At 31.6% G+C, this 24,759-nt stretch carries 23 protein-coding genes; 17 read left to right on the plus strand and 6 right to left on the minus strand.

Features of this window, described 5'->3' with window-relative positions:
• Window positions 1-63 precede the first annotated feature (63 nt).
• Entirely contained in the window at window positions 64-855 is a 792-nt protein-coding gene (locus HMPREF9630_RS08020) for an acyl-[acyl-carrier-protein] thioesterase (RefSeq protein ID WP_242824692.1), read from the minus strand.
• Window positions 856-983: 128 nt separating this feature from the next.
• The gene (priA, locus tag HMPREF9630_RS08025) at window positions 984-3,221 is read right to left on the minus strand and encodes a replication restart helicase PriA (RefSeq protein ID WP_009527999.1); all 2,238 of its coding nucleotides are present in this window, start codon (window positions 3,219-3,221) and stop codon (window positions 984-986) included.
• Between the two features lie 299 nt (window positions 3,222-3,520).
• On the opposite strand from priA, the gene HMPREF9630_RS10605 reads away from it, so the two are divergent.
• The 3 genes from HMPREF9630_RS10605 (at window position 3,521) to HMPREF9630_RS08035 (ending at window position 5,519) form a co-directional block, all read left to right on the plus strand.
• The gene (locus HMPREF9630_RS10605; RefSeq protein ID WP_009528000.1) at window positions 3,521-3,643 is read left to right on the plus strand and encodes a hypothetical protein; all 123 of its coding nucleotides are present in this window, start codon (window positions 3,521-3,523) and stop codon (window positions 3,641-3,643) included.
• A 167-nt stretch (window positions 3,644-3,810) separates the two neighbouring features.
• Window positions 3,811-4,710: an RluA family pseudouridine synthase gene (locus HMPREF9630_RS08030; protein ID WP_009528001.1), complete on the plus strand. Its 900-nt coding sequence runs from the start codon at window positions 3,811-3,813 to the stop codon at window positions 4,708-4,710.
• A 284-nt stretch (window positions 4,711-4,994) separates the two neighbouring features.
• Window positions 4,995-5,519: an NUDIX hydrolase gene (locus tag HMPREF9630_RS08035; protein ID WP_009528002.1), complete on the plus strand. Its 525-nt coding sequence runs from the start codon at window positions 4,995-4,997 to the stop codon at window positions 5,517-5,519.
• A 6-nt stretch (window positions 5,520-5,525) separates the two neighbouring features.
• On the opposite strand, the gene HMPREF9630_RS08040 is transcribed toward HMPREF9630_RS08035, so the two are convergent.
• From HMPREF9630_RS08040 to rpsD, 4 genes are all read right to left on the minus strand, one after another.
• Entirely contained in the window at window positions 5,526-6,176 is a 651-nt protein-coding gene (locus tag HMPREF9630_RS08040) for an ATP-binding cassette domain-containing protein (RefSeq protein ID WP_009528003.1), read from the minus strand.
• Window positions 6,177-6,386: 210 nt separating this feature from the next.
• Entirely contained in the window at window positions 6,387-7,055 is a 669-nt protein-coding gene (gene modB, locus HMPREF9630_RS08045; RefSeq protein WP_009526237.1) for a molybdate ABC transporter permease subunit, read from the minus strand.
• Complete coding sequence (gene modA, locus HMPREF9630_RS08050; protein WP_009528004.1) at window positions 7,055-7,879, minus strand: molybdate ABC transporter substrate-binding protein; 825 nt, start codon at window positions 7,877-7,879, stop codon at window positions 7,055-7,057. The genes modB and modA overlap by 1 nt, the downstream gene beginning before the upstream one ends.
• Window positions 7,880-8,327: 448 nt before the next feature.
• Window positions 8,328-8,906 (minus strand): 30S ribosomal protein S4, encoded by a 579-nt coding sequence (gene rpsD / locus HMPREF9630_RS08055; protein ID WP_009526239.1) that lies wholly within the window; start codon window positions 8,904-8,906, stop codon window positions 8,328-8,330.
• A 795-nt stretch (window positions 8,907-9,701) separates the two neighbouring features.
• Here rpsD and HMPREF9630_RS08060 point away from each other — a divergent pair.
• From HMPREF9630_RS08060 to HMPREF9630_RS08125, 14 genes are all read left to right on the plus strand, one after another.
• Window positions 9,702-10,043: an OadG family protein gene (locus tag HMPREF9630_RS08060; RefSeq protein WP_009528005.1), complete on the plus strand. Its 342-nt coding sequence runs from the start codon at window positions 9,702-9,704 to the stop codon at window positions 10,041-10,043.
• A gap of 184 nt (window positions 10,044-10,227) precedes the next feature.
• A complete protein-coding gene (locus tag HMPREF9630_RS08065) occupies window positions 10,228-10,671 on the plus strand; it encodes an acetyl-CoA carboxylase biotin carboxyl carrier protein (RefSeq protein ID WP_009528006.1) in 444 nt (147 codons plus the stop codon).
• 12 nt (window positions 10,672-10,683) lie between these two features.
• Entirely contained in the window at window positions 10,684-11,829 is a 1,146-nt protein-coding gene (locus tag HMPREF9630_RS08070; RefSeq protein ID WP_009528007.1) for a sodium ion-translocating decarboxylase subunit beta, read from the plus strand.
• 291 nt (window positions 11,830-12,120) lie between these two features.
• Window positions 12,121-13,071, plus strand: a complete 951-nt coding sequence (gctA, locus tag HMPREF9630_RS08075; RefSeq protein ID WP_009526243.1) for a glutaconate CoA-transferase subunit A — start codon at window positions 12,121-12,123, stop codon at window positions 13,069-13,071.
• A gap of 14 nt (window positions 13,072-13,085) precedes the next feature.
• Window positions 13,086-13,883 (plus strand): glutaconate CoA-transferase subunit B, encoded by a 798-nt coding sequence (gctB, locus tag HMPREF9630_RS08080; protein ID WP_009528008.1) that lies wholly within the window; start codon window positions 13,086-13,088, stop codon window positions 13,881-13,883.
• Window positions 13,884-13,943: 60 nt separating this feature from the next.
• A complete protein-coding gene (locus HMPREF9630_RS08085; RefSeq protein WP_242824693.1) occupies window positions 13,944-14,504 on the plus strand; it encodes a hypothetical protein in 561 nt (186 codons plus the stop codon).
• Between the two features lie 35 nt (window positions 14,505-14,539).
• A complete protein-coding gene (locus HMPREF9630_RS08090; RefSeq protein WP_009528010.1) occupies window positions 14,540-16,300 on the plus strand; it encodes an acyl-CoA carboxylase subunit beta in 1,761 nt (586 codons plus the stop codon).
• 519 nt (window positions 16,301-16,819) lie between these two features.
• On the plus strand, window positions 16,820-18,034 hold the full coding sequence (gene gltS, locus HMPREF9630_RS08095; protein ID WP_009528011.1) for a sodium/glutamate symporter: 1,215 nt from the start codon (window positions 16,820-16,822) through the stop codon (window positions 18,032-18,034).
• 352 nt (window positions 18,035-18,386) lie between these two features.
• Window positions 18,387-19,184: an acyl-CoA dehydratase activase gene (locus tag HMPREF9630_RS08100; protein WP_009528012.1), complete on the plus strand. Its 798-nt coding sequence runs from the start codon at window positions 18,387-18,389 to the stop codon at window positions 19,182-19,184.
• A 187-nt stretch (window positions 19,185-19,371) separates the two neighbouring features.
• The gene (locus HMPREF9630_RS08105) at window positions 19,372-20,697 is read left to right on the plus strand and encodes a 2-hydroxyacyl-CoA dehydratase subunit D (protein ID WP_009528013.1); all 1,326 of its coding nucleotides are present in this window, start codon (window positions 19,372-19,374) and stop codon (window positions 20,695-20,697) included.
• 13 nt (window positions 20,698-20,710) lie between these two features.
• Window positions 20,711-21,859 carry a 2-hydroxyacyl-CoA dehydratase subunit D gene (locus tag HMPREF9630_RS08110; protein WP_009528014.1) on the plus strand — a complete coding sequence of 383 codons (1,149 nt, stop codon included), beginning with the start codon at window positions 20,711-20,713 and terminating at the stop codon, window positions 21,857-21,859.
• 15 nt (window positions 21,860-21,874) lie between these two features.
• Window positions 21,875-22,456: a leucine-rich repeat domain-containing protein gene (locus tag HMPREF9630_RS08115; protein WP_009528015.1), complete on the plus strand. Its 582-nt coding sequence runs from the start codon at window positions 21,875-21,877 to the stop codon at window positions 22,454-22,456.
• A gap of 168 nt (window positions 22,457-22,624) precedes the next feature.
• Entirely contained in the window at window positions 22,625-23,623 is a 999-nt protein-coding gene (locus tag HMPREF9630_RS08120) for a PTS sugar transporter subunit IIC (protein ID WP_009528016.1), read from the plus strand.
• A gap of 264 nt (window positions 23,624-23,887) precedes the next feature.
• Complete coding sequence (locus HMPREF9630_RS08125) at window positions 23,888-24,748, plus strand: DegV family protein (protein ID WP_009528017.1); 861 nt, start codon at window positions 23,888-23,890, stop codon at window positions 24,746-24,748.
• Window positions 24,749-24,759 lie beyond the last annotated feature (11 nt).

A 24,759-nucleotide genomic window follows, 5' to 3' on the forward strand; every position in this document is an offset into this window, starting at 1 on the left:
ATTAAAAACCGACCTTCAAACGTTAGATTTTTTTGGTCTAACTTTTGGGGGTCGGTACATTTTTTATTGTGGTCTTTCAGTCCATTTAAGTTCCAAAACAGTTAACAGTATATTTTTGCTTGAATATATTTCGTGATAAGTACGCAGATTATCCATATAAGTTTTACATATTATATCTCCATCTTCTCCTGTTTCTTTTTTATAGGTTATGGATAAGTGAGAAACTTTATATTTTTTTAAAAAATCTTCGTGTTGGTGCAGACTTTCTATAGCCCAATCCACATATTTTACGTTGTTGGCATGATGATTGGAGTCTATGTCATAAAATCTTATCGGAAATATTGTTTGAATAAAATCGTCTTGTCTTTTTTCCAATCTTAGCGGTTTTTCGGGCATATCATATATATATTTTTGATTTTCATTGAGTTCTTCTATATTTATCTTTGCCGCCTCCAATATTTCTTGTGGAAGTTTTACTATTTTTCGTTGCTCTATATTTATTACAACCCATTTCGCAGTGGCTCTGCCTATAAGTTTATCGTCTTTATCATATATTCCGAAATATCTTATAAAATACATACCTTTTCTGTCTACAGCAAAAGTTTCTATTCTTATAGTTTGTGCGTATAATTTTGTTTTTTCTATATCAACTTTCCATTCGTACAGTATCCAAGCAAGACCTTGCCTTATCAAATAAAATGGATCAAAGCCAAGTTCATTGGTGTGTTTTGTTGATACGGTTCCCATTATTTCAAGTAATTGTGGAATCTTGATGTCGTAATATCTGTCGACATCTCTGAAATCTACAATGTAGTTTTCGCTATATGTTTTTAACATTTTATTATACCTTTCCATATATACTTCTAAAAATAAAAAATTATTTCTTAATGAATTTAAACAATAATTCAGTATGCAAACAATATAAATTATAATGTTTTAAACTATTTCGATTTTTATAGTGTTTACTTCTACTTGAGTAAAATTTAAAGCATATTATCAGGATTAACATCAATAGACACACTCACATTATCTGAGCTTAAAACTATCTTTCTTTTGGTGGTTAAAGTATAGTTTATCATTTTTTTAGCTGTTGACAAGGTTTCATTGTCACTCCTTAATACGATTTGATAGCGATATTTTTGTTCTATCCTTGTGATTAAGCAAGGGGAAACATCGTATATTTTGAGTTTTGCCGAGAGTTTAGTGTTGTTATAGAATGTGAGTGCCTCTTTTACTTTTATAGCTGATGAAAATGCGGTCTTTTCGTCAATAGATGATACTGTTATACGTATCAGATTTCCGAAAGGTTCGTATCTGAATATCTGCCTTTTTTCCAATTCGTCTTGATAAAATGCGTCATAGTTGTGATTTTTTAAGAAAAATAATAGTGAATTGGAATGTGAAAATGTCTGTATGATAACTGTTCCGTCATCATTTCCTCTGCCGGCTCTGCCTCCGACTTGTTCTATGATGTTGTAAGAGCGTTCAAGTGCTTTGTAATCAGGAGAATTTATTCCTTGATCTGCATTTATCACACCTACTAATGAAACTTTTGGAAAATCGTGTCCTTTTCCAATCATTTGTGTACCTATGAGTACAGATTGTGAGGTATTTCTGAAATCTGTCAATATTTTTTCGCTCATACCTTTTTCTTTTGATGTGTCTTTGTCCATTCTGAATATATTTGCTGAGGGAAACAGATGTTTTACCTGATTTTCTATTTTTTGTGTACCTGTGCCAAGCATCATAAAATGCCCTTCATTACACTTAGGACAAGATGAAAAAGCAGATACTTCATATCCGCAATAATGGCATTTATATGAATGTGTTGTTTTATGATATGTTAGCGATATATCGCAGTTTTCACATTTGGGCACATAACCGCAATTATCACAAGTCAACTGATTGGAATAACCTCGTTTGTTTAAAAACAGTATAATACTGTTGCCTTTTGCAAGCTCTCTTTTCATCTCTAATTGTAAGGTTTTACTTAAATCCAAATTATTACCGTTTTTCATCTCTTCAAGCATATTTACGATAACTACTTGTGGAAGAGGCTTATTGTTTGCTCTGTTTAACAATTTGAACAGATGATATTTTTTTAACTCGGATGCCTCATAGTATTGTGTGATTGACGGTGTTGCAGTGGCTAATATAAGCAGTGCGTCATTTTGTTTTGCAATTTTATTTGCTACTTCAATGGTGTCGTATTTTGGAGATTGCTCTGATTTATATGCTTCATCGTGGCATTCGTCGATTATTATTACGCCTATATCTTCCAAAGGACTGAAAAGTGCTGAACGTGCGCCTATTACTATTTTTGATATTTTGTTTTTTATTTTCAGCCATTGTTCAAATTTTTCTCTTTTTGTCAGATTGCTGTGTATTACAGCTATGTCTTCGTCAAATTCGTTTGAAAATCGTGCAATTGTCTGCATTGTGAGGGATATTTCCGGTACTAATATTATTGCGGTCTTTTGTTTAGAAAGTAAGTATTTTATAATTTCTATATACACCTGTGTCTTACCGCTGCCTGTTATTCCGTGTAACAGTACTGATTTGTTTTCATCAGTGTCATAGATATTTTTTATGCTGTTAAATATTGTTGCCTGTTCAGCGTTTAATTTTATATCCGGTTTTTTATTTTTTGTAAATCTGTTTTTTGAAAAAACTGTAAGTTTTGAAGTTGTGATTATATTAAGTTGTTCTAACTCGTTTATATAACTGTTAGTTTTTATATCAAGCATTTCTTCTAATACAGGTTTTGTTATATTTTCGTATTTTGCTATTGCATTTAGAAAACTTAGTTTATTTTTGGCATTTTTTCTTGTGTTTTTTATAAGCTCCTGCAATTTTTCCTTATCATTAAGAGTTATTTTGATGGTGTAATGCTCGGAAAGTTTTGTGTATTTTGATGGAGAGGTAAATAGTTTGAATGCCTCATAATAACTGCACATATAGTTATCTCTGATGAATATAGCTGTGTCTATTTGTTTTTGTGTCAGTGAATAGGTGTGTTCTAACGCAGATATTATTTCTTTTGTTTTGTTTGTGATTTCTGATTTATTTTTGTATATTATTATTCCTTCTATAACTTTGTTGCCTATGCCAAACGGAACTATTACAATATCGCCTATATTATAGTCGTTATCGGATTTATATGTGAAAAGCATATCTATATATTTTGATTGTTGCATCAATGATAAATCGTAGGTATTCATATTTTTTTCTTTCTAATACCGAAAACTGATTAAAATATTTAATTTATATTTTGATTTTTAAAGAGTTATCGGTATAAACTGTATATTTGTTGGTTTGTAAATAATTATGTATATAAAAATTATAAATTTTAAAAATTTTTTTGTTATTATGGAGTTTTAATCGAATAATATCGTAAAAAAAACATATATACATTTTATCAAAAAAAAAGCTTTTTAGTCAATGTAATTAGGTGGTTGATTATAAATTTTAATTTAGCTTTTTGATAACATATAGGGCAAATGAAAGTCGAGGGAGAGTAATGTTAAGTGAAGTGAGTCTTGATATGAAGTCTAATACTGATAGCCAATTAAACAGTATAGATAATCCATATCTTATGAGTAATACTTTTGCAATATCTTTAGTTAATGAATTTATGGTGTAGCATAATCTATTTACTAAATTTTTCGATATTTCTATTGGTTTTTAGTATAAAACATAAGTGTATGATTTTAGGATAAAATTTTATAAATTAAAAAAATCAAGATTAATATATATTTATTATTAGAAAAATTTGATATAATAATCTTAATATAATTTAGGGAGAATGAAATGTATATAGAAGATAGACAGAAGTATAACGAATTTATATATGTGTGCGACAATGATATGAATTTAAAAACAGCACTTCTTGATATGATGAAGTTCTCTGTAAGAGGAAGTATAGGCATAAAAAACGGAGAGGGAAGATTGACGGTAAACGGCAAGGAGCGTCCTAAAAATGGACAGCTAAAAAAAGGAGATATAATAAAAATAATATTTGAAGATGAAAGCAGTGACTATAAAACGCAGTACAAAGACATAAAAATACTATATGAAGACGAAGACTTGCTAATAGTGGATAAGCCTGCATTTATGGTTGTGCATCCTACAAAATCGCATTTAGAAGATACTCTGCTTAACTATATTCAAGGTATATTTGAATCTAAAAATATTAAAAGTAAAGTCAGATTTGTAAGCAGACTTGACAGAGATACATCGGGGATAATAACCGTTGCCAAAAATTCGTTCAGTCATTATGCTTTATCTCAAGGCTTTGTATCAGATAAAATAAAAAAATATTATACCGCTGTTGTTAAAAATCCGATGAAAGATGAAAAGGGTACTATAAAATTAAAGATTGCAAAAACTGATGATGATATGAGGAGGATAATATCTCAAAACGGTCAGGAGGCTGTAACTCATTATCAAGTTTTGAAAAATGAAAAAAATTTTGCAATAGTGAGATTGTTGCTTGAAACAGGCAGAACACACCAGATAAGAGTTCATCTCAGTGCTATTGGCAATAATATAATAGGAGATGAATTATACGGAGAAAAAAGCGAGCTTATATCAAGGCAGGCTTTGCATTGTTCGAGATTGGAGCTTGTTTCGCCGAGAAGTATGAAAGAAATAGTTGTAGAGAGCAAACTGCCGGATGATATAAATGTTCTTATTGAGGAGTTAAAGTGATTAAAAATAGATTTCAGATATATTTTTACACTAAACACCATTTAAAAATATAATTCAATGTTAGAATATAAAAAAATGCGTTTGAATATGTTTGATTAAAGAAATTGATAATATCTCTAATCTAATGTATTCAATTTAGCATTTTTATTATATAATTGTTTAATTAGCTAATGTATTATAAAGCAAAATTGTAAATAAAACCTGATATTATTTAATCTCAAGAAATGAAAAAATATTGTAGAATTATAAATTTTCATATTTTATTTTAAAATAGGAGGATAAAAATGGAATATTTAGATTTGTATACAAGAGACAGAGTAAGAACAGGCAATACAATACTTAGAGGTACAAAAGTACCTGAAGGTTTTTATAGATTGGTAGTGCATGTATGTATTTTTAACTCAAAGGGACAGATGATAATCCAACAGAGACAAACCTGTAAAGATGATTGGGGAGGTATGTGGGATTTATCCGCAGGAGGAAGTGCAAAAGCAGGAGACAGCTCTCAAAATGCCGCAAAAAGAGAAGTGCTTGAGGAAATAGGATATGATATTGAAGAAGACATACGTCCGGCACTTACTATCAATTTTAAAAGCGGTTTTAATGATGTATATATAATAAAAAGCGATTTAGATATATCAAACCTGAAGTTACAAGAAGAAGAAGTTAAAGCTGTGAAATGGGCTACATTATCGGAAATAAAAGCTATGATTGAAGACGGAACATTCATTCCATATCATATTTCGTTTATAGAAATGCTGTTTTTCTTGCTTGAAGAAGATGGTGTAAAAATAAAAAAAGAGAAGTAAAAAAAATTACTTCTCCACTATATTACCACTTTCAAAATGTATTATAGTATCCGCAAGTTTTTGTGCTTCGTATTTGTTGTGGGTTATAAGTATCATAGGGATATTTTCTTTCTCTTTGAAGCTAAGAAAATCCTCATATAATCTTTCTTTTAAATCTTCGTCAAGTGCCGAAAAAGGCTCGTCCAATAACAATATATCCGGTTTTACAGCCAAAGCTCTTGCAAGTGCAACTCTTTGTTTTTCTCCGCCTGATATATCTGAAGGGTATCTGTCCAAAAGATGTATGATATTTAAATTATTTGCTAAATTCAAGGCATATTCTTTGGCTATATTATCTTTTTTATTTATACCGAAGAATATATTGTTTTTTACAGTCATATTGGGAAATAGTGCATAGCTTTGAAAAACATAGCCGACTTTTCTTTTGCGGATAGGGAGATTTATCTTATCTTCGCTTGAATACAAGTAGCGACCGTTCAATTTTATATAACCTTTATCAGGAGTTTTAAGTCCGCTTATACAATCAAGTGTTGTAGTTTTTCCTGAACCTGACAGACCTTGTATAGCAAGCAAGCCTTTTGATAGAGAAAAGCTTACATCTAAATCAAAAAAGTTGAGTTTTTTTTGTATATTTACATCCAATAATATATCTTGCATAATTTAATCCTTAATAATTTGATTTGTAAATAAAAACGGCTCTTTAAACTATGTTTTAAAACATTGATTTAGAGCCATTTTTATAGAAAAAATATTTTTTATTTAGTAATTCAATCTAAAATATTTGCATAAATTATAAAAATCTTAAGTCGATATAGTTATTTAATAAAATTGATAACTATAAAAAAATATATATAAATTTATCTTCCCTTATTTAATTCTTTGTTTCTTCAACCATCTGTTTAATGAGAATATAACTATAAAGCTGAATACTATAACAACAGTAGTTAGTGTGTTTGCAACATAAGAGTTTTTGGAGTCTATTGCATAATATATGGCTGTCGGTATAGTCTGGGTTTTATTGGGGATATTACCGGCTATCATAAGGGTAGCGCCGAATTCTCCTAATGCTCTTGCAAATGCTAAAACTATACCGCTTAATATCCCCGGAATTGATAAAGGTATTAAAACTTTAAAAAATACTTTGAGTTCTGATGCTCCGAGTGTCCTTGCCGAGTTTAAATACACCTCATCTACGCTGATAAAAGCTGATTTACAACTCTGATACATAAGTGGTATGGAAACAACCACAGATGCTATACAGCAAGCAATCCAAGTAAATATTACGCTAAAACCGAAATGTTCCTGTAAAAATATCCCGATAAATCCTCTTTTTCCAAACAATATTAACAGTATATATCCTGTAACTGATGGCGGAAGTACCATAGGTAATATTAAGATTGCCTCAAATACGTCGTTGAGAGGAAATTTATACCTTACAACGACGTATGATAATGCTACCCCTAATATGAGTGTTATTATGGTAGAGATTGTGGCAACCTTTAAAGATAATAATATGGGAGATATTATACCTTCCATTATTTAGTTGGAACCTTAAAACCGAATTTTTCAAATATTTTTGTGCTTTCTTCTGTTTTAAGGAAATCTTCATAAGATTTTGCAGTTTCTGCATTTGGAGATTCTTTTAATACTGCTATAGGATAAACTATAGGTTTGTGAGAATCTGCAGGAACTACTTGAGCTATTTGTGAATTTTCTGCAACAGTAGCATCTGAGTTATATACAAAGCCGGCAACAACTTCACCTTGTTCTACATAAGATAATACGGCTCTAACGTCTTTAGCGTATACTATTTTATCTTGTATCTTATCCCATAAACCGAGTGATGTAAGAGAATCTTTTGCGTATTGTCCGGCAGGTACAGTCTCAACTTCGCCTATTGCTATTTTTCCGTTAACATTTTCCAGATCTTCAATTTTTTCAACTTTTTCTTGCGAATCTTTTGGTACTATCATAACCAAGTCGTTTTCCAATAGAGTAGATACGGCACTTTCTTCAACGTTGCCTTTTTCTACAAGATCTTTCATCTTAGCATTAGATGCTGATATAAACAAATCTGCCGGTGCTCCTTCAAGTATTTGTTGAACTAACTTTCCGCTACCTGCTAAGTTTAATATTACTTTATTGCCTGTTTCTTTTTCATAATTTGTATTTATCTCTTCTAAAGCATCTTTTAATGATGCAGCAGCAGAAATATTCAATTCCACTGATTCTTTGTTTTCTTTTGTCTCTTGTGCAGTAGTTTGTTCTTTCGGCTCATCCTTTTTGGTTTCTGTTGATGAACATCCTACAAGCGTAAATGTAAACATTAATGCTGTTAATAAAACTAAAATTTTCTTCATAAATGAATCTCCTAAATATCAAATAAAATAATTTTAATGATAAAATAAAATTATAAAATTGATTAAATTTTATCATTATGATAAATAATTATATACTTTTTCATTATAAAAATCAAGTATTTTTATAGTATTTATAAATAAAAGATTTAAGTTATGAAATTACTTATAATATTTAATGTAGCAAAGCATTCATTTAATTAAATATAAACATTCTTTATCTTTGTGCGAATAGTATTTAAATTGTATTTATAGTAATCTCTAATAAAAGTGAAGGATAATTTATACGAGAACTACATAAGTATTGTTATATTTTATTAAACTTATATGATATTGCTTTTATGTTATTCTATCGGGTTTTGATATTAGTATAAAAATTTATTTTTTAAAATCATATTATAAATCACATAAAAAAACTGTGACAAAAAATATGCCACAGTAAATTTTTATTTTATTTTGAGTAATACTCAACTATTAGAGATTCAGTTATTTCTATTGGAACATCTTCTCTATTTGGACGAGATACAACTTTTCCTGTATAAGTATCTATATCTTTTTCAAGATATGGATATGTTACGTTTGAAGCTGCAAAATTATCTTTGAAAAGTTGAGTGTTTCTTGATTTTTCTCTAAGAGTGATAACATCTCCTACTTGTACTTCGTATGAAGGTATATCAACTTTTTTGCCGTTTACCAACATATGTCCATGGTTTACCATTTGTCTTGCTTGTCTTATAGAACTTCCGAAACCTAATCTGTAAACTAAGTTATCAAGTCTCATTTCAAGTCTCAATATTATTTTTTCTCCAGGGTTTTCGTTAGATTTTAGAGCTTGTTCAACGTATTTTGCAAATTGTTTTTCTAATACATCGTAGTAAGCTTTTAATTTTTGTTTTTCTTTTAGTTGTTTACCGTATTCTGATATCTTTTTTGTAGGTTTAGCACCTCTTTTAAGTGCTTTAGGGTGTCCGCACACATTTACACCGAAGCTTCTTGAAAGCTTAAATCTTGGTCCTCTTGGTCTTGCCAATTTATTTCCTCCTCATAAAAAATTAATGGAACATAATAAAATCATTACGCACCAGTCAGCCGTATCTCATATTATAGTATAAATGATTTGTTATGTAAATAGTTTTTATTAAGAATTTTTTGTGATTTGTATGTTTAATCTTAATATGCTTATTATATTAATGTAGTTTTTTATAAAATTTAATAATAGTGCTGAATGCTAATTAAAAGCGAATTATAATGGTATATTTAAAAATTTATGCTTTTTTAAAACTACGAAGTATATAAAGTTTATATATTTTATAATTTATAATTAGTATAAATAATTATCTCTAATTGTTTTTTTGTATTAATTTTATATAAAAATGAAATATAAATTGCAAAATTATATATTTAATTTAATAAATACAATAACAAAGATAAAAAAATGTATAATGCAGAAAATAAGCTAAAAATAAAATAAAAATAATGCTTGAAAAAATAAAGAATATCTGCTAAAATTAATTTCAAGAAAATGAAAAAATGTTATCCCTGTTCCATAAAATGGAATATATTTCACAATATGGAATACATAAACAGATTGCAGGACAATTTTTTGCTTAAAATGAATTAAAAATTTCATTTTTGAAAAAGCGAACATTTGACAACCTGTATATAATCAATTAAAAACTTATGCTAAACTCTATTTAAATCAAGATATTATTAAAACGTCATTATATTTAAAACGTATTTAATTAGATAAAGTATAAGTTATTAAACAGTTGTATAAAGAATGGTTGTCGCAATAACAGTCTATTTAAAATTTAGGAGGTGTGTTATGGGAGGAATATGGCAAGGTGGCGACAGCATGGGACTTGTTGACTCATTATTATATTCGCTTACCGGTATGGCGACAGTATTTTTTGCTCTTATATTATTGGCTTTGGCTATAATAGTATTGACAAAGATACTTGCGGCTATGGGTTTAGGCGCAAACGCAGTTGTAAAAAAAGAAACTAAAGCTGCTCCAACTCAAACTGCTGCACCATCTGCTTCAGTATCAGCTCCACAAGTTGTGGAAGAAAATACGGAAGAGTATGCGGTAATTTTGGCTGCCATCAGTGAACATTCAAGAGTGCCTATTGAAAGACTCAAGATTAATTCTATAACAAAAAAATAGTATTTGTAGTTTTATGTAAGATGGTTTAATTGATTTTAATAATATCTGTAGATATTAAATTCTAAATTGCTTTACATAAATATGGGTTTTTAGATAATATCTATTATGCAATAATTTATGATTTAATCCTAAATTAAAATCAAAAATAAGAAAAAAATATCTAAATGAAAAAGGAGATTTAATAATGAGATATGTAGTTAGAATAAATGGTAAAGAATATGATGTTGAAGTTGAAAAATTAGGCGGACCTTATCAATCACTTACAAGAGGTACAGCTTATATGCAAGCTCCGATAGCATATGCACCTGCTCCAGCACCAGCACCAGTAGCACCTGCCCCTGTTCAAGCGCCAGCACCGGCACCAACACCAGTAGCGCCAGCTCCAGCTCCGGCTCCTGTTGCAAGCGCAGCTTCTGCATCAGATGTAACAAGCCCAATGCCAGGAAAAGTATTTAAAGTTTTAGCAAAACCTGGTGACACAGTATCTGAAGGTCAAGCTGTTATGATTCTTGAGGCTATGAAAATGGAAAATGAAATAGTTGCACCTGTGGCAGGCGTAATAGATGCTATATTGGTAAAAGAAGGAGATATGGTCGAAACAGACGATGTTTTAGCTAAATTAAAATAAGGGGGATAAACAATGTTTTTCAAAGTAATTCAAGAAATGATGGCAGAATCAGGTTTTGCCGCTCTTGACTGGAGAAATTGTTTGATGATGTTAATCGCCTTTATTTTGGTATATTTGGCAGTTGTTAAACAATTTGAACCGTTGTTGCTTTTACCGATTGCATTCGGTATGTTTTTAGCAAACTTACCTCTTGCAGGACTTATGGCAGAGGCACAAGAAGGGCAACCTTGGTATACTGCAGGGGTTTTAAGAATAATATACAGCGGTATTAAGAGTAACCTGTTCCCATGCTTGATATTCATGGGAGTCGGAGCTATGACTGATTTCGGACCGCTTATTGCAAATCCTATAAGTTTGTTGCTTGGAGCTGCGGCTCAACTTGGTATATATATGGCATTCACATTTGCAAACCTTACAGGATTATTTACACCTCAAGAAGCAGCTTCTATAGGTATCATAGGTGGAGCTGACGGTCCTACATCAATATTTATAGCTAACAACCTTGCACCACATCTTACTGCGCCGATAGCAGTTGCGGCTTATTCATATATGGCACTTATACCTTTGATACAACCGCCTATAATGAGAGCGCTTACAACAAAAGAAGAAAGACAGATAAAAATGGGTCAACTTAGAAAAGTAAGCAAGATAGAAAAAGTAATATTCCCAATACTTGTTGTGCTTTTCTGCTCATTATTATTACCTTCAGTTGCGCCTCTACTTGGTATGTTGATGCTTGGTAATTTATTTAGAGAATCAGGAGTAGTGGATAGACTTTCAAACACTGCTCAAAATGAATTAGTAAATATAGTAACTATAATGCTCGGAACTACTGTTGGAGCTACTGCGAATGGTGAAATATTCTTAAGAACACAGACAATAGCTATAATAGTAATGGGATTATGTGCGTTTGCGTTCTCAACAGCCGGTGGAGTTTTGCTTGGTAAACTGTTGTGCAAACTTACAGGTGGAAAGATAAATCCGCTTATAGGTTCAGCCGGAGTTTCAGCAGTTCCTATGGCAGCGAGAGTTTCACAAGTTGAGGGAGCAAAAGCAAACCCTACAAACTATCTATTGATGCACGCTATGGGACCTAACGTTGCGGGAGTTATAGGTTCAGCAGTTGCAGCGGGATATTTTATGTTGCTGTTCAAATAATTTAAGCTTTAATTTACGTGAATTTGTTATAAAAGCATACATTCACATTTTCATACTTAAAAGATATTAATTTATTAGTATACTTTTGCATACTTTATACAATAAATTCATTATTTTTAAATATAAAAATGATTATTCGTTTTAAGTATATATTATTTAATAGTTATTTACTGTAATAGTGTGCAAAAACATACAAAAATTATTTTTATAAAACATAACTAATTTATTTGTATTTTAAAATATTAAAAAAATTGATAAAAAAAATTGATAAGAGAATTGGAGGTTTTTACTTTGAGTAAAGTAATGAGTTTATCAGAAGCTATATCTAAGTTTGTGGAAAATGGCGATTCCATATCATTAGGAGGTTTTACAACTAATAGAAAACCTTATGCGGCTGTTCATGAGATACTTCGTCAAGGACAAAAAGATTTTGTAGTTTATGCAGGTCCGGCAGGAGGAGATTGGGATATGCTTATAGGAGAAGGCAGAGTTAAAGCATATATCAACTGCTATACAGCTAACTCAGGATATACAAACGTATCAAGAAGATTTAGAAAAAAAATAGAAGACGGTTCTTTAATATTTGAAGACTATTCACAAGATGCCATAATGTTGATGTTACATGCTGCATCACTTGGACTTCCTTATCTTCCTGTAAGACTTATGTTGGGTTCAGATGTTGCTGATAAATGGGGAATAACAAAGGAAGTAAGAGAAACTATCGAAAAACTTCCTAACGACAAGCTTGTTGAAGTTGAAAATCCGTTCAAACCGGGAGAAAAAGTATTGGCGTTGCCTGTGCCTGAGCTTGACACAGCTATAATACACGTTCAAAAAGCATCGCCTGACGGAACTTGCTCAATAGAAGGAGACGAGTTCCATGACATAGATATAGCCATTGCAGCTAAAAAATGTATAGTTACTTGCGAAGAACTTGTAACTGATGAAGAAATAAGATTAGATCCTTCAAAAAATTCCATACCAGGATTTTGCGTTAATGCAGTTGTTCATGCACCACATGGAGCACACCCATCACAAGTATATAATTATTATGATTATGATAAAGAATATTATATAAATTATGATAAAGTGAGCAAGACTGATGAAGACTTCAAAGCCTTCTTAGACGAGTGGGTATATGGAACAAAAACTCATGAAGAGTACCTTGAAAAGCTCGGCGTTAATCGTTTACTTAAATATAAGAACGTTCCTGGATACGGATACGCAACAAAAGTTAAGTAGGAGGGAAATATAAGATGTCAAATTATTCAAATTATACAAATAAGGAAATGCAAGCAATAACAATTGCTAAAATAATAGAAGACGGACAAATAGTTATAGTTGGAACAGGATTACCACTAATAGGAGCATCTCTTGCAAAAAGAGTATTTGCACCTAACTGCAAACTTATAGTGGAAAGTGGACTTATGGACTGCTCACCTATAGAAGTTCCAAGAAGTGTAGGGGATAACAGATTTATGGCACATTGTGCTGTACAATGGCCTAATATAAGATTCATAGGATTTGAAACAAATGAATGGCTACACGATGAAAAAAGAATGATAGCGTTCATAGGCGGAGCTGAAATAGATCCATATGGAAACGTAAACTCTACAAGCATGGGAGATTATAATCATCCTAAGACAAGATTTACGGGAAGTGGTGGAGCAAACGGAATATCTACTTTTGTAAATACTGTTATAATGATGCAACATGAGAAACGTCGTTTCACAGATAAAATAGATTATATAACAAGTCCTGGATGGATAGATGGACCTGAAGGAAGAACAAAAAAAGGACTTCCTTCAAATAGAGGACCTATTGCAGTAGTTACAGACAGAGGAGTTATGAAATTTGACGAAAAGACTAAGAGAATGTATCTACATGGATATTATCCTACTTCATCACCTGAAGATGTAAAAGAAAATACAGGATTTGATATAGACGTATCAAGAGCAGTACCTCTTGAAGCACCGGATCCTGAAGTAATAAGAATGATAAGAGAAGAAATAGATCCGGGACAAGCATTCATAAAAGTTCCGAAAGAAGCTTAATAAAAATAATATTAAAGATTTTCGTAAATAGAAATGCTAAATAAATTACACATAGATATCATGAAAAAAATAGATCGGCTAAAAAATATTTTATTGCGCCTGTCAATACCTAAAGAAAATCAAACTATAGGATATATAATAGCTGAACATTTTGACAATGATAAAAAAGAGGAGGAATTTATTGATAAATATATAGAGTATGTCGTTCCGGGAAAAAAGAATATAAATGAAGTCATAATATATTTTAACGAATTGTTTGACTTAGAAAAAATTGCTTTTGATGATATACCTAAAAAATATTATAATTTGATGCTTCTGAATGCAAAGCTTAAATTGACAGTAAAAAATAATAATTCTGATAAAACTGACCTTGATTTCGTGGTATTTAAACTTAAAGATACAAAGAAAAATAAATCTTTGCTTGATACAAGAAAAACGGATATAAAAAATGAAGATGTAATTTTAGTATTTGAAAATCAAAGCGATTATGTATATTCCAACTTGAATTGGCTGAATGTATATATGTATTTATGTTTAGGTATAAGTGAGCATGATTATTATAACAGAACTGTAAATTTATCGGAATATATTTATAATTTAAAAGAGTTTTACGGTTTATAAGAACATATAAAAAATAATAGAAAGGTGATTACAGTATGGGAAATTATTCAATGAACTCATATTTTCAAAATATGCCTCAAGTAGGGAAAAAAGTGACTTCATCCAATGCTGAAAATAGAGAATTATTCAAAGAAGTAGAAGCTCATATTCATACACTTATAGAAGAAGCCGTTGCTTTCGGAAGAAGTGATGAATCTTTAAATAAATCAGGACAACTTACTGCAAAACAAAGAATAGAAGAGCTAATAGACGAAGGAACTTGGTGCCCTCTAAACACTATATTCAACCCTGAAGAAAATCCTGACGGTTCAACTGGTATATTAAAAGGACTTGGAAAAATTGAAGGTAAATGGGCTGTAATAGTGGCATCTGATAACAAAAAATTAGCAGGTGCATGGATACCGGGACAAGCTGAAAACTTACTTAGAGCATCAGATACTGCAAAAAGACTTGGTATACCTCTTGTATATATACTAAATTGCAGTGGTGTTAAGTTGGACGTACAAGAAAAAGTGTACCCTAACAGACGTGGTGGCGGTACACCGTTTTATAGAAATGCAGAGCTTGCACAAATGGGTATTCCGGTAATTGTAGGTATATATGGAACAAACCCTGCAGGTGGTGGATATCACTCAATAAGCCCTACAATACTTATAGCGCACAAAGATGCAAATATGGCAGTAGGTGGAGCAGGTATACTTGGAGGTATGAATCCAAAAGGATTTATAGATGAAGAAAGTGCAGAACAAATAATAGATGCTAACTTAAAAGCTGGAAAAGTTGATCCTCCGGGTTCAGTAGGAGTTCATTTTGAACAAACAGGATTTTTCAGAGAAGTATATCAAGAAGAAGAAGGTGTACTTGAAGCTATAAGAAAATATATGAGCTATATACCTGCATATAATCTTGAGTTTTTCAGAGTAGATGAACCGAAGCTTCCTGCGTTGTTGCAAGACGAACTTTACGATGTAGTGCCTATGAACCAAAAAAGAAGTTATGACGTATATGATGTAATAGGAAGATTATTTGACAACTCAGAATTCTTGGAATATAAAAAAGGCTACGGACCTGAGATGGTAACAGGACTTGCAAAAGTAAACGGACTTCTTGTAGGGGTAGTTGCCAATTCACAAGGTCTGCTTATGAAATATCCTGAATACAAAGAAAACTCTATAGGTATAGGTGGTAAATTGTATCGTCAGGGATTAATCAAGATGAATGAATTCGTTACACTTTGCGGTAGAGATAAATTACCGATAGTTTGGATACAAGATACTACAGGTATAGATGTAGGAGATGATGCGGAAAAAGCTGAACTTCTTGGACTTGGACAATCTCTTATATACTCAATACAAAATTCAGACGTACCTCAAATGCAAATAACACTTAGAAAAGGTACAGCAGCAGCTCACTATGTACTTGGAGGACCTCAAGGAAATGATACAAATGCGTTCTCAATAGGTACAGCAGCTACTGAAATCTATGTTATGAGTGGAGAAACAGCTGCAGTTGCGATGTATTCAAGAAGACTTGTAAAAGACAAAAAAGATGGCAAAGATTTGCAACCTACAATAGATAAAATGAATGATCTTATCAACGACTATACAGCAAAATCAAGACCTGATGCTTGTGCAAAATATGGTTTTGTAGATGAAATAGTGGATATGGTGCTTTTAAGAAATTATGTAGAAGCATTTACAGAAAGTTCATATCAAAATCCGAAATCAATATGTGCATTCCATCAAATGCTTACACCAAGAGCTCTTAGAGATTATGATAATGTATTTAAAAAATAATTTTTAATTATAAAAAGCTATATGCAGACATAATGTTTATGTTTGTATATAGCTTTTTTTTATGTTGATTAAAAAATAAAATTCAGTATATAAAATATAATAGCTGTTTAGTTTATACTTATACCTAATAAAATAATGGATATTTTTAATTCATAATAATAAAAAGTAATAATTGTTATTTGTATTAATTAAGTGCTTTTTTATTTTATACTAATTTCTGATAGAGCAATAGATAATTTATATGAGAAGGTAATAAATTCTTGTTATATATTATTAGATTTATAAAATTCTGTTTTCAAAGTGTTCTATCAGGTATTGGTATTATAGGGTTATTGAAATAGGTTTTAGTATAAGCTATATTCAAATTGTTTTGCGTGGCAAATTGTTAAGACTTATATAAATTATAGCCTTTATAGATGTTTATAAAAAAATCTCTGAGCAAAATATATTTGGACATAGTATTAAAAAATATCTATGTTTATTAGATGATAATATTAATTTTTTGAGGAGAGTGATTCTTTGGAAAGAACAGTATTGGAATTAGGAATGTTTGAGACTTTATTCATTGCAGTGTTGGCTATATATTTGGGAGAATTTTTGAGAGCCAAAATTTATCTTTTAAAAAAATATTGTCTTCCGGCATCAGTTGTAGGAGGAACAATAGTTGCAATTATTTCTTTGATATTTTATTATGCCGACATCTTTGAATTTAATTTTGATTATAAGACGGTAAATACTTTGTTTTATTGTCTTTTCTTTGCAGCAAGCGGGGCTGCAGCAAGTATGTCGCTTCTAAAACAAGGTGGTAAATTGGTAATTATATTCGCTGTACTTGCAGCGTTGTTGTCGGCTTTGCAAAATGCAGTAGCGCTTGGAGTTGGTGGAGTGTTTGGAATAAATCCGCTTATATCAATGATGACAGGTAGTATTCCTATGACAGGAGGTCATGGAAATGCGGCGTCTTTTGCTCCTATAGCAGTAGAGGCAGGAGCCACAGAAGCATTAGAGGTGGCTATATCGGCTGCAACATTCGGGCTTATAGCAGGTTCTATACTTGGAGGACCGTTCGGTAATTTTATGATAAAAAGATTTCATTTTGAAAATCCTGCTTTAGACGGAAAAGATGATGAAAAAAGTAGCAGCGAAGCAAAAGTTATGGTTGACAAAAACAATGTTATACAAGCAGTTTTGCTTATGTGCGTTGCTTGTGGTATAGGTCAAATAATGTTTTTGCTTTTGAAACACATAGGTTGGGATTTGCCTATACATGTCTGCTGTATGTTTGGTGGCATAGTTATAAGAATTGTGTACGATTATAGAAAAAATGACTATGAAAACTTGTACGAAGCCATAGATGCTGTCGGAGAATTTTCTCTTGCTCTGTTCGTGTCGATGTCTATAATTTCTATGAAATTGTGGCAACTTTCAGGTTTGGGTATGTCTCTTATAGCGTTGTTAGTTGCACAAATAGTGCTTATAGTATTGTTTTGCTATTTTATTACTTTCCGCTTGCTCGGCAAAAATTATGATGCCGCAGTAATGGCGGTAGGTCATATGGGATTTGGCTTAGGTGCTGTGCCGGTATCTATGACGACTATGCAGACAGTTTGCAAAAAATATAGGTATTCAAAATTAGCATTTTTTGTAGTGCCTGTAATAGGAGGCTTTATAAGCAATATAACCAATGCAATGATAATTACTAAATTCTTGGATTTTGCCAAAAGCCTTGTGTAATTATAATATATTAATATTGAAACTATAAAATTCTGTAAATAATTTTTTACAAAAATTTTAAAAAAAATTAAAACTGATACTAAAAAAGTTCACTTAGTCTTGCAATTAAGTGGGCTTTTTTATTTTTTGAAATATTTCTTGCAAAAATTGATTTAAAAAATATACAAATAGGCTATAGTATGATATAATATATTATGTAAAAGAAAATATTTTTTATGATGTTATGTTTTAGTTATGATTTGCTGTAGATTTGAGTTAAAAATGCAATAAATAATTCAAAAGGATAGCGTTTTATATATAAAATATAATTTATCATTTGAAAACTTTAAATTATATTAAAAAGGGTGATTTAATGGAAGATAAAGTATATACTTTGGGTGTAGATATAGGTTCAACGGCTTCTAAGTGTATAATCCTTGAAGACGGAAAAAATATAGTTGCAAAGGCTATAATAGACGTCGGTGCAGGAACATCAGGACCGTCAAGAGCAATCAAAGAGGTTTTGGAAAATGCAAATTTAAAAAGAGAAGATATAAAATATATAGCAGCTACAGGATACGGTAGAAATTCTCTTGAAGAGGCTGATTTCCAAATGTCAGAGTTATCTTGCCATGCAAAAGGGGCTTACTTTTTATTCCCTAATGTTAGAACTATAATAGATATAGGAGGTCAAGACTCAAAGGCTCTTAAAATTGATGATAACGGTATGCTTGAAAATTTTGTTATGAATGATAAGTGTGCTGCCGGTACAGGAAGATTTTTGGACGTTATTGCCAAGGTATTGGAAGTAACATTGGATGATTTGGAAAAATTGGATGAAAAATCTACAAAAGATGTAACTATAAGCTCTACATGTACTGTATTTGCAGAGTCTGAAGTAATCTCTCAGCTTGCAAAAGGCACAAAAATTGAAGATATAGTCAAAGGCATACACACTTCAATTGCAAGTCGTGTAGGCTCGCTTGCAAAAAGAGTAGGTCTTAGAGATGATGTTATAATGACAGGTGGTGTTGCGCTTAATAAAGGTATGGTAAGAGCGCTTGAAAACAATATAGGTTTTAAAATACACACAAGCGAATACTGTCAGTTAAACGGAGCACTTGGAGCGGCGCTTTTTGCTTATCAAAAATATATGCATAAGACAAAATAAGTTTATAAAAAGCGTATGCAGACTTTTTAATACATTAAAATATAAATTCATTTAGTAATGAATATGAGTTTATAAAATAAACAACATTATTTTGTGCTCATAGTTGTGATATACATTATAAATTTTATAAAAATTGAGAAGTATCAATTTTAAATATGAAAAATTTAATTTATAGGAGGACATTATTATGGCTGGTAAAATGGAAAAATTACCGAACAAAACACCAAGACCTATAGAAGGTCACAAACCTGCTGCGGCTATATTAAGAGGCGTAGTGGACAAAGTTTATAACAATGCTTGGGAAGCAAAAAGAAGAGGAGAATTGGTAGGTTGGAGTTCATCAAAATTCCCTATAGAATTGGCTAAGGCATTTGACTTAAATGTAGTTTATCCTGAAAATCATGCGGCTACAACAGCAGCAAAAAAAGACGGATTGAGACTTTGCCAAGCGGCTGAAGATATGGGATATGATAACGATATATGCGGATACGCAAGAATAAGTCTTGCGCTTGCAGCCGGTGAGCCTACAGATTCAAGAAGAATGCCTCAGCCTGATTTCTTGCTTTGCTGTAACAATATCTGTAATATGATGACAAAATGGTATGAAAATATAGCAAGAATGCACAATATACCTCTAATAATGATAGATATACCATTTTCAAATACGGTAGATGTACCGGAAGAAAAAGTGGATTACTTAATAGGACAGTTTAACCATGCAATAAAACAATTAGAAGAACTTACAGGCAAAAAATTTGACGAGAAAAAATTTGAAGATGCATGTTCACTTGCCAACAGAACTGCGTCTGCATGGCTTAAAGCTTGTAACTACATGGGAGTAAAACCGTCTCCTCTAAGCGGATTTGACCTTTTCAACCACATGGCTGACATTGTTACTGCAAGATGTGACGAAGATGCAGCATTTGGATTTGAATTACTTGCTCAAGAATTCGAGCAATCTATAAAAGACGGAACTTCAACTTGGGAATATCCGGAAGAACATAGAATATTATTTGAAGGTATACCTTGCTGGCCTGGTTTAAGACATTTGTATGAGCCTTTAAAAGACAACGGAGTTAATGTAACAGCCGTAGTTTATGCACCTGCATTCGGATTTAAATATAATAATGTTAGAGAAATGGCTGCAGCTTATTGTAAAGCTCCTTGCTCAGTTTGTATAGAAACAGGTGTTGAGTGGAGAGAAACAATGGCAAAAGAAAACGGTATAAGTGGAGCGCTTGTAAACTACAATCGTAGCTGCAAACCTTGGAGTGGTGCTATGCCTGAGATAGAAAGAAGATGGAAAGAAGACCTTGGCATACCTGTAGTTCACTTTGACGGAGACCAGGCAGATGAGAGAAACTTCTCAACAGAACAGTACAACACAAGAGTACAAGGTTTAGTTGAAATAATGCAAGAAAGAAAAGAAGAAAGACTTGCAAAAGGCGAAGAAGTTTACACTAATTTTGAAAATACAAAAGAAACAGATTGGTCAAAAGAAACATTAAAATAAGGAGAAAATGGCGATGAGTGAAATAAAAGAATTGTTAGAACAATTTAGCTATTATGCTAATAATCCAAGAAAACAACTTGATAAATACCTTGCACAAGGTAAAAAAGCTGCAGGAGTATTTCCATATTATGCACCTGAGGAAATAATATATGCTGCAGGAGTAGTTCCGTTTGGTGTATGGGGCGGACAAGGTCCGATAGAAAGAGCAAAAGAATATTTCCCTACTTTTTATTATTCATTAGCTCTTAGATGTTTGGAAATGGCTCTTGACGGTACATTGGACGGTTTATCAGCTTCAATGATTACTACATTGGATGACACATTAAGACCATTTTCACAAAACTACAAAGTGAGTGCCGGCAGAAAAATACCTATGATATTTTTAAATCATGGACAACATAGAAAAGAAGAATTCGGAAAAATATATAACGCAAAAATATTTAAAAAAGCAAAAGAAGAATTGGAAAAAATATGCGATGTAAAAGTTACAGACGAAAGCTTGAAAAAAGCATTTGAAGTTTATAACGAAAACAGAGCTGAAAAAAGAAAATTTATAAAATTGGCAGGAACTCATCCGCAATCTATAAAAGCATCAGACAGATGTTATGTTCTGAAAAGTTCATACTTCATGCTTAAAGACGAGCATACTGCTTTATTGAAAGAATTGAATGCAAAATTAGAGCAATTACCTGAAGAAAGCTGGGACGGAGTAAAAGTAGTTACAAGCGGAATTATAACAGACAATCCTGGATTGCTTGAAGTATTCGACAACTATAAAGTTTGCATAGTTGCAGATGACGTAGCACATGAATCAAGAGGACTTAAAGTAGACATAGACCTAAGCATAGAAGATCCTATGATGGCACTTGCAGATCAATTTGCACGTATGGACGAAGATCCTATATTATACGATCCTGATATAACAAAACGTCCTAAATATGTGCTTGATTTGGCAAAAGAAAACGGAGCGGACGGCTGTCTGTTATTTATGATGAACTTTAATGACACAGAAGAAATGGAATACCCTTCATTAAAGAAAGCATTTGATGAAGCGAAAGTTCCGCTTATAAAAATGGGATATGACCAACAAATGGTAGACTTCGGACAAGTTAAGACACAACTTGAAACATTTAATGAAATAGTACAAATGAATAGATTTTAATTAGGAGGCAGGCCAATGTGGGAAAATGATGATTTTATTTTTAAAGGAAACGAATTAAAGGGAATGACAGCAAAAGGAAAAGATAAGGTAAAAACTCAAGGACTTACAGATATGGTTATACCTGACACTACACCTGAAGGACTACCTATTACAAGAATAGGAGATAACGCATTTTACAGAAGAAAACTTACTTCAGTAGTTATACCAAACACAGTAGAAAGTATAGGTTATGACGCATTCGGAGTATGTGCATTAAAAGAAGTAAAACTTCCTGATGCACTTAAAGATATAGAAGGATTTGCATTTTATAACAACAAATTGGAAAAAGTAGAATTTGGAAACAATGTTAAAACTATAGAGCCAAGTGCATTTGCACTTAATAATCTTGAAAATGTTGACCTTCCTGATTCTGTTGAAGAAATAGGTGCATCAGCATTTTATAAAAATTCACTTACAGATGTGAAAGTACCTAAATCAATCAAGAAGTTAGATATGTATGCTTTTTGCAAAAACAACATAAAAAGCGTAGACGTACCAAACACAATAGAATTCTTACATCAAAACGCATTTGAACAAAATACTGCAGTAAATAAATAACATCAACTTGACAGATGATGTAAAAAAATATAAAATAATAAAAATTAAAAAATATATTTATTAATAAAAAAGTTAATGAGTATATAAAAAAGACAATTTAAGTAACAGCCTAATTAGGCTTTGCTTAGATTGTCTTTTTTTGCATTAAAATTAAAAAAGGAGATAAAAATGAAAATAAAAAACTATTTTATCAAGACATTAAACGGTATGGCACTTGGACTTTTCTCATCGCTTATAATAGGACTTATTCTAAAACAATTGGGAGAAATATTAAATCATCAGATGCTCATATTATTCGGTAAAACTGCACAGCTAATGATGGCACCTGCAATCGGAGTTGGAGTTGCATATTCACTATCCTGCCCGCCACTTGTAATATTTGCATCGCTTGTAACAGGTATATTCGGAGGAGGCAGTATAAAATTTGTAGATAACAGTGCAGTCCTAAGTATAGGAGAACCGGTCGGAGCATTTGTATCATCGCTTGTAGCTTGCGAGGTAGGGAAAAGAATAAACGGCAAGACGAAGGTGGATATAGTTGTAGTACCGGCTATCACTATAATATCAGGAGCAATAACAGGAATGTTTATATCACCGGCAGTAAGTACGCTTATGAGTACGCTCGGTATGATAATAAATACAGCCACAACGCTTCAACCTATATTGATGGGTATAGTTTTATCGGTAATAATGGGAATTATACTTACACTTCCAATAAGTTCGGCAGCAATATCTATATCACTCGGTCTTAGCGGACTTGCTGCCGGAGCCTCGCTTGTAGGTTGTTGTTGCAATATGATAGGCTTTGCAGTTATATCATATAGAGAAAATAAAATTGGCGGATTGATTTCACAAGGTATAGGAACATCTATGATACAAATACCCAATATAATAAAAAATCCTAAGATTTGGATACCTGTAATAATATCAAGTGCAATTTTAGGACCAATATCAACAACAGTGCTTAAAATGGAGTGTGACAGCATTGGAGCAGGTATGGGAACAAGCGGTTTGGTAGGTCAAGTATCGACTCTTACAGTTATGGGTAAACAAGCTATGATACCTATAATTATAATGCATTTTATATTGCCTGCATTAATAAGCCTTATAATATCTGAATATATGAGAAAAAAAGGCTATATCAAATACGGCGATATGAAATTATAACTTAATTGTTCTCCAAAAGTCTCTATATGATAGAAATTAATTCAAATATTAAAATTTGTAAAGACAATTATAATTAAATAGAGTATAATTATAAAGATAATTTATAGATTTTTAAATAATGCTGTTATCTGATTAAGTATAGATATTTTTTTAAATATGATTAAATATAAATTTTTTATAAAAGTTTATTATAAAAATTAGAAAGTATTTAACAGAATAAAAAGTATAAATTGAAATATTTTTATTTATGAATTGGAGAAAAATATGGATAAAATAGCAATATTGGCAGATACAGGCTGTGGACTTACAGACAATTATTGGGAAAAAGACACATATATGCTACCCTTATATGTGCATTTTTCAGATAAATCATATAAAGATATGGTGGAAATCAGCTCTAATGAGGTTTATGAAAAAATGGACAAAGAAGGATTAGCCAAAACAAGCATACCTTCAGTCGGAGAAATAAAACAGATGATAGAAAAAATAAAGTCTGACGGCTATACAGATATACTTGTAATAAGTCTGTCATCAGGGCTAAGCGGTGTTCATAATGCAATTTGTATGGCAGCAAAAGAAGAACAAGACATCAACATTAAAATAGTAGATACAAAAAATGTATGGCTTGGCACAGGATTTTTTGTACTATATGCACAAGATTTACTCAAAGAAAACCCTCAAATATCTATAGATGAGTTATATGAAAAAGTAAATAATATAGATAATTCGAAATTATATTTTTATTTAGATACATTTAAATATCTCATAGCAGGGGGAAGAGTAGGTAAAGTTGTAGGTACTGTTGGAACATTACTCAAGATAATGCCTATAATAGCTTGCAATGATGAAGGCATATATCATACTGTATCTAAAACGAGAAGCGAAGATAAGGCTATAGCTGATATAACAGATAGAATAAAAGAATTTGTAGCAAAAAATGTAGGCAAGAAACACTATATTGCAATAGTGTATAAAAAGGATGAACGATTGCTGAAAAAAATAGAAGAAATATTAAAAGATGAAATAATGTCGGCGGTAAAATATATAAAATATGATGTAGTGACACCGGCTTTGGGAGTACACAGCGGACCTGGAGCTCTTGGAGTAGGAGCATTTTGCTTTTAGAACAAATTCAG

Source organism: Peptoanaerobacter stomatis (genome assembly GCF_000238095.2).
GTDB lineage: Bacteria > Bacillota > Clostridia > Peptostreptococcales > Filifactoraceae > Peptoanaerobacter > Peptoanaerobacter stomatis_A.

Coding starts and splice junctions, on each gene's coding strand:
- HMPREF9630_RS08020 (WP_242824692.1), bottom strand. CDS start 855: ATGGAAAGGTATAATAAAATGTTAAAAACATATAGCGAAAACTACATT.
- priA (WP_009527999.1), bottom strand. CDS start 3,221: ATGAATACCTACGATTTATCATTGATGCAACAATCAAAATATATAGAT.
- HMPREF9630_RS10605 (WP_009528000.1), top strand. CDS start 3,521: ATGTTAAGTGAAGTGAGTCTTGATATGAAGTCTAATACTGATAGCCAA.
- HMPREF9630_RS08030 (WP_009528001.1), top strand. CDS start 3,811: ATGTATATAGAAGATAGACAGAAGTATAACGAATTTATATATGTGTGC.
- HMPREF9630_RS08035 (WP_009528002.1), top strand. CDS start 4,995: ATGGAATATTTAGATTTGTATACAAGAGACAGAGTAAGAACAGGCAAT.
- HMPREF9630_RS08040 (WP_009528003.1), bottom strand. CDS start 6,176: ATGCAAGATATATTATTGGATGTAAATATACAAAAAAAACTCAACTTT.
- modB (WP_009526237.1), bottom strand. CDS start 7,055: ATGGAAGGTATAATATCTCCCATATTATTATCTTTAAAGGTTGCCACA.
- modA (WP_009528004.1), bottom strand. CDS start 7,879: ATGAAGAAAATTTTAGTTTTATTAACAGCATTAATGTTTACATTTACG.
- HMPREF9630_RS08060 (WP_009528005.1), top strand. CDS start 9,702: ATGGGAGGAATATGGCAAGGTGGCGACAGCATGGGACTTGTTGACTCA.
- HMPREF9630_RS08065 (WP_009528006.1), top strand. CDS start 10,228: ATGAGATATGTAGTTAGAATAAATGGTAAAGAATATGATGTTGAAGTT.
- HMPREF9630_RS08070 (WP_009528007.1), top strand. CDS start 10,684: ATGTTTTTCAAAGTAATTCAAGAAATGATGGCAGAATCAGGTTTTGCC.
- gctB (WP_009528008.1), top strand. CDS start 13,086: ATGTCAAATTATTCAAATTATACAAATAAGGAAATGCAAGCAATAACA.
- HMPREF9630_RS08085 (WP_242824693.1), top strand. CDS start 13,944: ATGAAAAAAATAGATCGGCTAAAAAATATTTTATTGCGCCTGTCAATA.
- HMPREF9630_RS08090 (WP_009528010.1), top strand. CDS start 14,540: ATGGGAAATTATTCAATGAACTCATATTTTCAAAATATGCCTCAAGTA.
- HMPREF9630_RS08100 (WP_009528012.1), top strand. CDS start 18,387: ATGGAAGATAAAGTATATACTTTGGGTGTAGATATAGGTTCAACGGCT.
- HMPREF9630_RS08105 (WP_009528013.1), top strand. CDS start 19,372: ATGGCTGGTAAAATGGAAAAATTACCGAACAAAACACCAAGACCTATA.
- HMPREF9630_RS08110 (WP_009528014.1), top strand. CDS start 20,711: ATGAGTGAAATAAAAGAATTGTTAGAACAATTTAGCTATTATGCTAAT.
- HMPREF9630_RS08115 (WP_009528015.1), top strand. CDS start 21,875: ATGTGGGAAAATGATGATTTTATTTTTAAAGGAAACGAATTAAAGGGA.
- HMPREF9630_RS08120 (WP_009528016.1), top strand. CDS start 22,625: ATGAAAATAAAAAACTATTTTATCAAGACATTAAACGGTATGGCACTT.
- HMPREF9630_RS08125 (WP_009528017.1), top strand. CDS start 23,888: ATGGATAAAATAGCAATATTGGCAGATACAGGCTGTGGACTTACAGAC.